The sequence below is a fragment of the Streptomyces cinereospinus genome, from assembly GCF_042430725.1.
GTDB lineage: Bacteria > Actinomycetota > Actinomycetes > Streptomycetales > Streptomycetaceae > Streptomyces > Streptomyces cinereospinus.
This window is the reverse complement of the sequence record NZ_JBHMCY010000002.1, coordinates 172,183-179,914: the sequence shown is the minus strand read 5'-3', so window position 1 is coordinate 179,914 and position 7,732 is coordinate 172,183. Positions and strand designations below refer to the sequence as shown.

Annotated in this window: 7 protein-coding genes; 5 read left to right on the top strand and 2 right to left on the bottom strand. The window is 72.0% G+C overall.

Annotated elements, in window-relative coordinates; translation table 11 throughout:
- The 5 genes from ACFF45_RS01840 to pgl all read left to right on the top strand — a co-directional run.
- Positions 1-537: transketolase-like TK C-terminal-containing protein (locus tag ACFF45_RS01840; protein ID WP_381340930.1), on the top strand; the 537-nt coding region annotated here is incomplete at its 5' end.
- Between the two features lie 34 nt (positions 538-571).
- Positions 572-1,690, top strand: a complete 1,119-nt coding sequence (gene tal / locus ACFF45_RS01835) for a transaldolase (RefSeq protein WP_381340928.1) — start codon at positions 572-574, stop codon at positions 1,688-1,690.
- 4 nt (positions 1,691-1,694) lie between these two features.
- The gene (gene zwf / locus ACFF45_RS01830) at positions 1,695-3,218 is read left to right on the top strand and encodes a glucose-6-phosphate dehydrogenase (RefSeq protein ID WP_381340926.1); all 1,524 of its coding nucleotides are present in this window, start codon (positions 1,695-1,697) and stop codon (positions 3,216-3,218) included.
- Positions 3,215-4,309 carry a glucose-6-phosphate dehydrogenase assembly protein OpcA gene (opcA, locus tag ACFF45_RS01825; RefSeq protein ID WP_381340923.1) on the top strand — a complete coding sequence of 365 codons (1,095 nt, stop codon included), beginning with the start codon at positions 3,215-3,217 and terminating at the stop codon, positions 4,307-4,309. The genes zwf and opcA overlap by 4 nt, the downstream gene beginning before the upstream one ends.
- The gene (pgl, locus tag ACFF45_RS01820; RefSeq protein WP_381340920.1) at positions 4,306-5,088 is read left to right on the top strand and encodes a 6-phosphogluconolactonase; all 783 of its coding nucleotides are present in this window, start codon (positions 4,306-4,308) and stop codon (positions 5,086-5,088) included. Before opcA ends, pgl begins: the two co-directional genes overlap by 4 nt.
- A 384-nt stretch (positions 5,089-5,472) precedes the next feature.
- Here pgl and ACFF45_RS01815 read toward each other — a convergent pair whose 3' ends face one another.
- Together ACFF45_RS01815 and pgi are read right to left on the bottom strand one after the other, a co-directional pair.
- Positions 5,473-5,727 carry a DUF2087 domain-containing protein gene (locus tag ACFF45_RS01815; protein ID WP_381340952.1) on the bottom strand — a complete coding sequence of 85 codons (255 nt, stop codon included), beginning with the start codon at positions 5,725-5,727 and terminating at the stop codon, positions 5,473-5,475.
- A 336-nt stretch (positions 5,728-6,063) separates the two neighbouring features.
- Entirely contained in the window at positions 6,064-7,713 is a 1,650-nt protein-coding gene (gene pgi / locus ACFF45_RS01810; protein WP_381340918.1) for a glucose-6-phosphate isomerase, read from the bottom strand.
- Positions 7,714-7,732: the final 19 nt, after the last annotated feature.

Below are 7,732 nucleotides of genomic sequence, written 5' to 3'. Positions count from 1 at the left end.
GCGGACGCCAACGAGACCGCGATCGCCTGGCGCGAGATCCTCAAGCGGTACACCAAGGAGTTCGGCAAGGGCGCCCCGCACGGCCTGGCGCTGACCCGCCAGGGCGTGCCGACGTACGAGCCGGACGAGAACGCGGCGCGCGGCGGCTACGTGCTGTTCGAGGCCGAGGGCGGCGAGCCGGAGGTCGTCCTCATCGCCACCGGTTCCGAGGTGCACGTCGCCGTCGAGGCGCGCGAGGCGCTGCAGGCCGACGGCGTGCCGACCCGGGTGGTGTCGATGCCGTGCGTCGAGTGGTTCGAGGAGCAGGACCAGGGGTACCGGGACAGCGTGCTGCCGCCGCAGGTGAGGGCTCGCGTCTCGGTCGAGGCGGGCATCGGCCTGACCTGGCACAAGTACGTCGGGGACGCCGGGCGCACCGTCTCCCTGGAGCACTTCGGTGCCTCCGCCGACGGCAAGGTCCTCTTCCGCGAGTACGGCTTCACCGCCGAGAACGTGGCCGCCGCGGCCCGGGAATCGATCGCCGCCACCCAGCGCTGACGCTCACACACGACACGTAGGAGATGCATTTTCCATGACAGACGCACTGAAGCGCCTCTCCGATGAAGGCGTCGCGATCTGGCTGGACGACCTGTCGCGCAAGCGGATCACGTCCGGCAACCTCGCCGAGCTGATCGACCAGCAGCACGTCGTGGGCGTCACCACCAACCCGACGATCTTCCAGAAGGCGATCTCCGAGGGCGACGGCTACGACCAGCAGCTGACCGACCTCGCCGCCCGCAAGGTCACCGTCGAAGAGGCCATCCGCATGATCACCACGGCGGACGTCCGGGACGCCGCCGACATCCTGCGCCCGGTCTTCGACGCCACGGACGGCCAGGACGGCCGGGTGTCGATCGAGGTGGACCCGCGCCTGGCGCACAACACCCGCGCGACCGTGGCCGAGGCCCGGCAGCTGGCGTGGCTGGTGGACCGGCCCAACACCCTGATCAAGATCCCGGCCACCGAGGCGGGTCTGCCGGCGATCGCCGAGACGATCGGCAACGGCATCAGCGTCAACGTCACGCTGATCTTCTCGCTGGAGCGCTACCGCAAGGTCATGGACGCCTACCTCTCCGGCCTGGAGAAGGCGAAGGAGCGGGGCCTGGACCTGTCCGAGATCCACTCGGTGGCGTCCTTCTTCGTGTCCCGCGTGGACACCGAGATCGACAAGCGGATCGACGCGCTCGGCACCGACGAGGCCAAGGCGCTGCGCGGCAAGGCCGCCGTCGCCAACGCCCGGCTCGCCTACCAGGCGTACGAGGAGGTCTTCTCCTCCGACCGCTGGAGCGCGCTGGAGAACGCGGGCGCCAACCGGCAGCGTCCGCTCTGGGCGTCGACCGGCGTGAAGGACAAGGCGTACCGGGACACCATGTACGTCGTCGACCTGGTAGCGCCGAACACCGTGAACACCATGCCGGAGGCCACGCTCCAGGCCACCGAGGACCACGGCGAGATCACCGGCAACACCGTCGCCGGCACGTACGAGCAGGCCCGTGCCGACCTGGACGCGGTCGAGCAGCTCGGCATCAAGTACGACGACGTGGTCCAGCTCCTGGAGGACGAGGGCGTCCAGAAGTTCGAGGCGTCCTGGAACGACCTGCTGAAGTCGACCGAGGCGGAGCTCAAGCGCCTCGCCCCCGCGGAGGGCTGACACCTTGTCGAGCAGCAACCCGCTGCGTGACCCCGCAGACCGACGGCTCCCGCGTATCGCGGGGCCGTCGGGCCTGGTCATCTTCGGCGTCACGGGCGATTTGTCCCGGAAGAAGCTGATGCCCGCGGTCTACGACCTCGCCAACCGGGGTCTGCTGCCGCCGGGCTTCTCGCTGATCGGCTTCGCCCGCCGGGAATGGGCTCACGAGGACTTCGCGCAGGAGGTCCACGACGCCGTCAAGGAGCACGCCCGTACGCCGTTCCGCGAGGAGGTCTGGCAGCAGCTCATCCAGGGGATGCGCTTCGTCCAGGGCACCTTCGACGACGACGACGCCTTCGAGCGGCTGCGCGCCACGATCGAGGAGCTGGACAAGGCGCAGGGCACCGGCGGCAACTTCGCCTTCTACCTCTCGGTGCCGCCGCGCTCGTTCCCGGTGGTCATCCAGCAGCTGAAGAAGCACGGGCTGGCCGACCAGCAGGGCGGCTCCTGGCGCCGCGCGGTGATCGAGAAGCCGTTCGGCCACGACCTGGCCTCGGCCGAGGAGCTGAACCAGGTCGTCCACGAGGTCTTCGCCCCGGACCAGGTCTTCCGCATCGACCACTACCTGGGCAAGGAGACCGTCCAGAACATCCTGGCGCTCCGCTTCGCCAACACCATGTTCGAGCCGATCTGGAACCGGTCCTTCGTGGACCACGTGCAGATCACCATGGCCGAGGACATCGGCATCGGCGGCCGCGCCGGGTACTACGACGGCATCGGCGCCGCCCGCGACGTCATCCAGAACCACCTGCTCCAGCTGCTCGCGCTGACCGCGATGGAGGAGCCCGCCTCCTTCGACGCGGACGCGCTGGCCGCGGAGAAGACCAAGGTGCTGGGCGCCGTGAAACTGCCCAGGGACCTGCGCCGCGACACCGTGCGCGGACAGTACGCGGCGGGCTGGCAGGGCGGCGCGAAGGTCATCGGCTACCTGGAGGAAGAGGGTATCGACGCCCGGTCGAAGACCGACACCTACGCCGCGATCAAGCTGGAGATCGACAACCGGCGCTGGGCGGGCGTCCCCTTCTACCTGCGCACCGGCAAGCGTCTGGGCCGCCGGGTCACCGAGATCGCGGTGGTCTTCCAGCGCGCCCCGCACTCCCCGTTCGACACCACCGCCACCGAGGAACTCGGGTCGAACGCGATCGTCGTCCGCGTGCAGCCCGACGAGGGCGTCACCGTCCGCTTCGGCTCCAAGGTGCCGGGCACCTCGATGGAGATCCGGGACGTCTCCATGGACTTCGCGTACGGCGAGTCCTTCACGGAGTCCAGCCCGGAGGCGTACGAGCGGCTGATCCTGGACGTGCTGCTGGGCGACTCGAACCTCTTCCCGCGCACCGAGGAGGTCGAGCTGTCCTGGAAGATCCTGGACCCGATCGAGGAGTACTGGGACCGCAACGGCACCCCGGCCCAGTACCCGGCCGGGACGTGGGGACCCGTCGAGGCGGACCAGATGCTCGAACGAGACGGACGGAGCTGGCGCCGGCCATGAAGACAGACCTCACCGACACCACGGCCAGCAAGATCAACAAGGCGCTCGTGCAGGGCCGCCGCGCCATCGGCACGCCCGCCGTCGGCATGGTCCTCACCCTGGTCATCGTCACCGACGAGGAGAACGCCTACGACGCCCTGAAGGCCGCCGGCGACGCCTCGCGCGAGCATCCCTCGCGCACCCTCGTGGTGATCAAGCGCGTCTCGCGCACCCCCCGGGACCGCACCCAGTCCCGCCTCGACGCCGAGGTGCGGGTGGGCGCGGAGGCCGGGACCGGCGAGACGGTCATCCTGCGGCTGTACGGCGAGGTGGCCGAGCACGCCCAGTCGGTGGTGCTGCCGCTGCTGCTGCCGGACGCCCCCGTGGTGGTCTGGTGGCCGGTGGACGCGCCGCTCGACCCGGCGGGCGACCCGCTGGGCGCGCTGGCCCAGCGCCGGGTCACCGACACCTACGCCGCCGAGCAGCCGGTACGGGACCTGTCCGCCCGCGCCGCCACCTACACGCCGGGCGACACCGACCTGTCGTGGACCCGCATCACGCCCTGGCGCTCGATGCTGGCGGCGGCTCTGGACCAGGTGGTCTGCGAGGTCCGGGGCGTGGAGGTGGAGGGCGAGGAGTTCAACCCGAGCTGTGAGCTGCTGGCGATGTGGCTCGCGGACCGGCTGGACGTCCCCGTCCGGCGCTCGCTGTCCGCCGGACCGGGTCTCACCGCGGTCCGCATGGACACCGACTGCGGCCCGGTCAGCCTCGACCGCGCCGACGGCTCGCTGGCCACGCTGTCCATCCAGGGCCAGCCGGACCGGGCGGTCGCGCTGAAGCGGCGGGACACGGCCGAGCTGATCGCGGAGGAGCTGCGGCGGCTGGACCCGGACGACACCTATGCCTCGGCGCTGCGGTACGGAGTGGACCGGCTGCACGCCCCGGCCTCCGCCGCTGCCGGGGAGCCGTCGGCCAAAGGAGCGGCCGGCTCCGCTCGGGGAGCCGTCACCGACGGACCCGAAGCGGTCCGGGCCCCCGTCGAGACGGCTGCGAAAGCACCCGCGAAGGACGCGGCGGCGCCGGCACCGGTGAAGAAGGCGGCGGCCAAGTGAGCACTCCCCAACTGGTCGTCCACCGCGACAAGGAGCTGATGGCGCAGGCCGCCGCGGCCCGGCTGATCACGAAGGTCGTGGACGCCCAGGCCTCGCGCGGCACCGCGTCGGTCGTCCTGACCGGCGGCCGCAACGGCAACGGCCTGCTGGCCGCGCTGGCCGCCGCGCCCGCCCGGGACGCCGTCGACTGGGCCCGCCTGGACCTGTGGTGGGGCGACGAGCGCTTCCTGCCGGAGGGCGACCCGGAGCGCAATGTCACCCAGGCCCGCGAGGCGCTCCTCGACTCGGTCCCGCTGGACCCGAAGCGCGTGCACGCCATGCCCGCGTCGGACGGTCCGTACGGCTCGGACGTGGACGCGGCGGCGGCCGCCTACGCCGAGGAACTGGCCGGGGCCGCGGTCCCGGAGAACCACGCCCCGGTCCCGACGTTCGACGTCCTGATGCTGGGCGTCGGCCCGGACACCCATGTGGCGTCCCTGTTCCCCGAGCTGCCCGCGGTGCGCGAGACGGACCGCATGGTGGTCGGCGTGCACGGCGCGCCCAAGCCGCCGCCGACCCGCGTCACCCTCACCCTCCCGGCGATCCGGGCGGCCCGTGAGGTGTGGCTGCTGGCGGCGGGCGAGGACAAGGCGAACGCCGCGGCCATGGCCCTGTCGGGGGCCGGCGAGATCCAGGCCCCGGCGGCCGGCGCGCACGGCCGGGCCCGCACCCTGTGGCTGCTGGACGCGGCGGCTGCGTCCCAGCTGCCGCGGTCGCTGTACCCGCCGGCGTCGCCGTGAGCGGATGAACGAAGGGCGGCGGAGGCACTCGCACCTCCGCCGCCCTTTTCGTTCACTTCACCGAGCCGGCCGACGCGGCCGGCACGCCCCGGACGAAGTGCCGCTGGAAGGCGAAGAACGGTGAGCGGCCGTGCCGAGCCGTCCGCGAAGAGCGGGGCGACCGGCATGCCGCTCCGACCCGGGCGGGTGCGGGTGTGCCACCCGCCGCCGTCCCTGCGGGGCGGCCCCCGGCGCGGGCCGAGACGACCGGCGCGCGCGGCGTCCCGTGGGGGCACGCACCCTGCGCCGGGGCCGGCGGTGGCATCCATCCCGCGGGGGTCCGCAGCCCGTACGCCCGACGCCCGGGCCCGGCACCGGTGCGCGGAGGGCGCCCTCGCGGGGCCCTCAGACGGCGGCCGCGGTGACCCGCCGGTAGCTGCTGCCGTCGCGCTCGCGCACCAGCAGGCCGTTCTCCACGCAGTGGCGGCGCAGCGCGGAGGTGTCGTCGTGGACGGTGCGGAACGCCTCGTTGACCTCCCGCTCGGTGTAGCCGCGGTCGGCCGCGAAGAACGTCTCGGTCAGGTGCTCCAGCAGTTCGCGGCGCACGGCCGGACGGACCGGGATCGACGTCAGCCGCCCCTGGGCGAAGAAGCCGGTCAGGTGCCGGGGCACCCCGGCCGGCGCCGGGTCGGCGGGGCGGGCGCGGCGGAAGACCGCCGGGTCGGCCCGCAGGGAACCGTCGGGCAGGCGCTCCACCAGCCCCACCGCGATCAGGCGCCCCAGGTGCCGGCGGGCGGCCGGCGAGTCCTCCTCGCGCGGCGGCAGGTCCTCCAGCACGATCCTGGCGTACAGCCGCAGTCGTTCCGGGTCGGCGAGCGCGGCCAGGAGCTGATCCATGGTGAGTGTCCTTCCGGCGGGTGACGGCGCCGGAGCAGTGTCACCCGCCGGAGGCCGGCCGCGCACCCGCTTTTGCGTCCGCGCGGCCTCCCGCACGGATCAACGGCCGCGCAGCTCGCGGTACTTGGCGACCAGCGCGGTGGTGGACGGGTCCAGGCCGGGCACCTCGGCGCCCTCGGTCAGCGCGGGCTCGACGCGCTTGGCGAGGACCTTGCCGAGCTCGACGCCCCACTGGTCGAAGGAGTCGATGTCCCACACCGCGCCCTGCACGAACACCTTGTGCTCGTAGAGGGCGACCAGCTGACCGAGCACGGACGGGGTCAGCTCGCGCGCGAGGATCGTGGTCGTCGGGTGGTTGCCCCGGAAGGTCTTGTGCGCGACCAGTTCCTCCGGCACGCCCTCCGCCCGCACCTCCTCGGGGGTCTTGCCGAAGGCCAGCGCCTGGGTCTGGGCGAAGAAGTTGGCCATCAGCAGGTCGTGCTGGGCTTTCAGCTCGTCGCCGAGTTCGGCGACCGGCTCGGCGAAGCCGATGAAGTCCGCCGGGATCAGCTTGGTGCCCTGATGGATGAGCTGGTAGTAGGCGTGCTGCCCGTTGGTCCCCGGCGTGCCCCAGACGACCGGCCCGGTCTGCCACTCCACCTCGCGGCCGTCCCGGCCGACGTACTTGCCGTTGGACTCCATGTCGAGCTGCTGGAGGTACGCGGTGAACTTCGACAGGTAGTGCGAGTACGGCAGCACGGCGTGCGACTGCGCGTCGTGGAAGTTGCCGTACCAGATGCCGAGCAGGCCCAGCAGCAGCGGCACGTTGGACTCGGCGGGGGCGGTGCGGAAGTGCTCGTCGACGAGGCGGAAACCGTCGAGCATCTCGCGGAAGCGGTCCGGGCCGATCGCGATCATCAGCGACAGGCCGATCGCGGAGTCGTACGAGTAGCGGCCGCCGACCCAGTCCCAGAACTCGAACATGTTGTCCGGGTCGATGCCGAACTCGGCGACCTTTCCGGCGTTCGTCGACAGGGCGACGAAGTGCCGGGCGACGGCGGCCTCGTCGCGCAGGGCGGCCAGCAGCCAGGTGCGGGCGGAGGTGGCGTTGGTGACCGTCTCGATGGTGGTGAAGGTCTTGGACGCGACGATGAACAGCGTCTCGGCCGGGTCCAGGTCGCGGGTCGCCTCGTGCAGGTCGGCGCCGTCGACGTTGGAGACGAAACGGACGGTCAGGTCCCGGTCGGTGAAGGCGCGCAGCACCTCGTAGGCCATCGCGGGGCCGAGGTCGGAGCCACCGATGCCGATGTTGACGACGTTGCGGATCCGCCGGCCGGTGTGTCCGGTCCAGGCGCCGGAACGGATCTGCTCCGCGAAGCCGGCCATCTTGTCGAGCACGGCGTGCACGCCGGGCACGACGTTCTCGCCGTCGACCTCGACCACCGCGTCCCGCGGGGCGCGCAGCGCGGTGTGCAGCACGGCGCGGTTCTCGGTGGTGTTGATCCTCTCGCCGCGGAACATGGCGTCCCGCAGCCCGAGGACGTCGGTGGCGGCGGCCAGCTCGCGCAGCAGCCGCAGGGTCTCGTCGGTGACGAGGTGCTTGGAGTAGTCGATGAACAGGTCACCGACCTGGAGCGTGTAACCGGAGCCGCGTCCGGGGTCCGCCGCGAACAGATCCCGCAGATGGGTGTCCGCGAACTCCTCACGGTGCTTGACCAGAGCGGTCCACTCGGGTGTCTGATTCAGCCTGGTACGGCCGTCTGCGTTCATGGTGCCCAACCTAGTTGAT

Excerpts from the sequence above, each read along its gene's own strand:
- opcA (WP_381340923.1), top strand. The coding sequence starts at position 3,215 with ATGAAGACAGACCTCACCGACACCACGGCCAGCAAGATCAACAAGGCG.
- tal (WP_381340928.1), top strand. The coding sequence starts at position 572 with ATGACAGACGCACTGAAGCGCCTCTCCGATGAAGGCGTCGCGATCTGG.
- pgi (WP_381340918.1), bottom strand. The coding sequence starts at position 7,713 with ATGAACGCAGACGGCCGTACCAGGCTGAATCAGACACCCGAGTGGACC.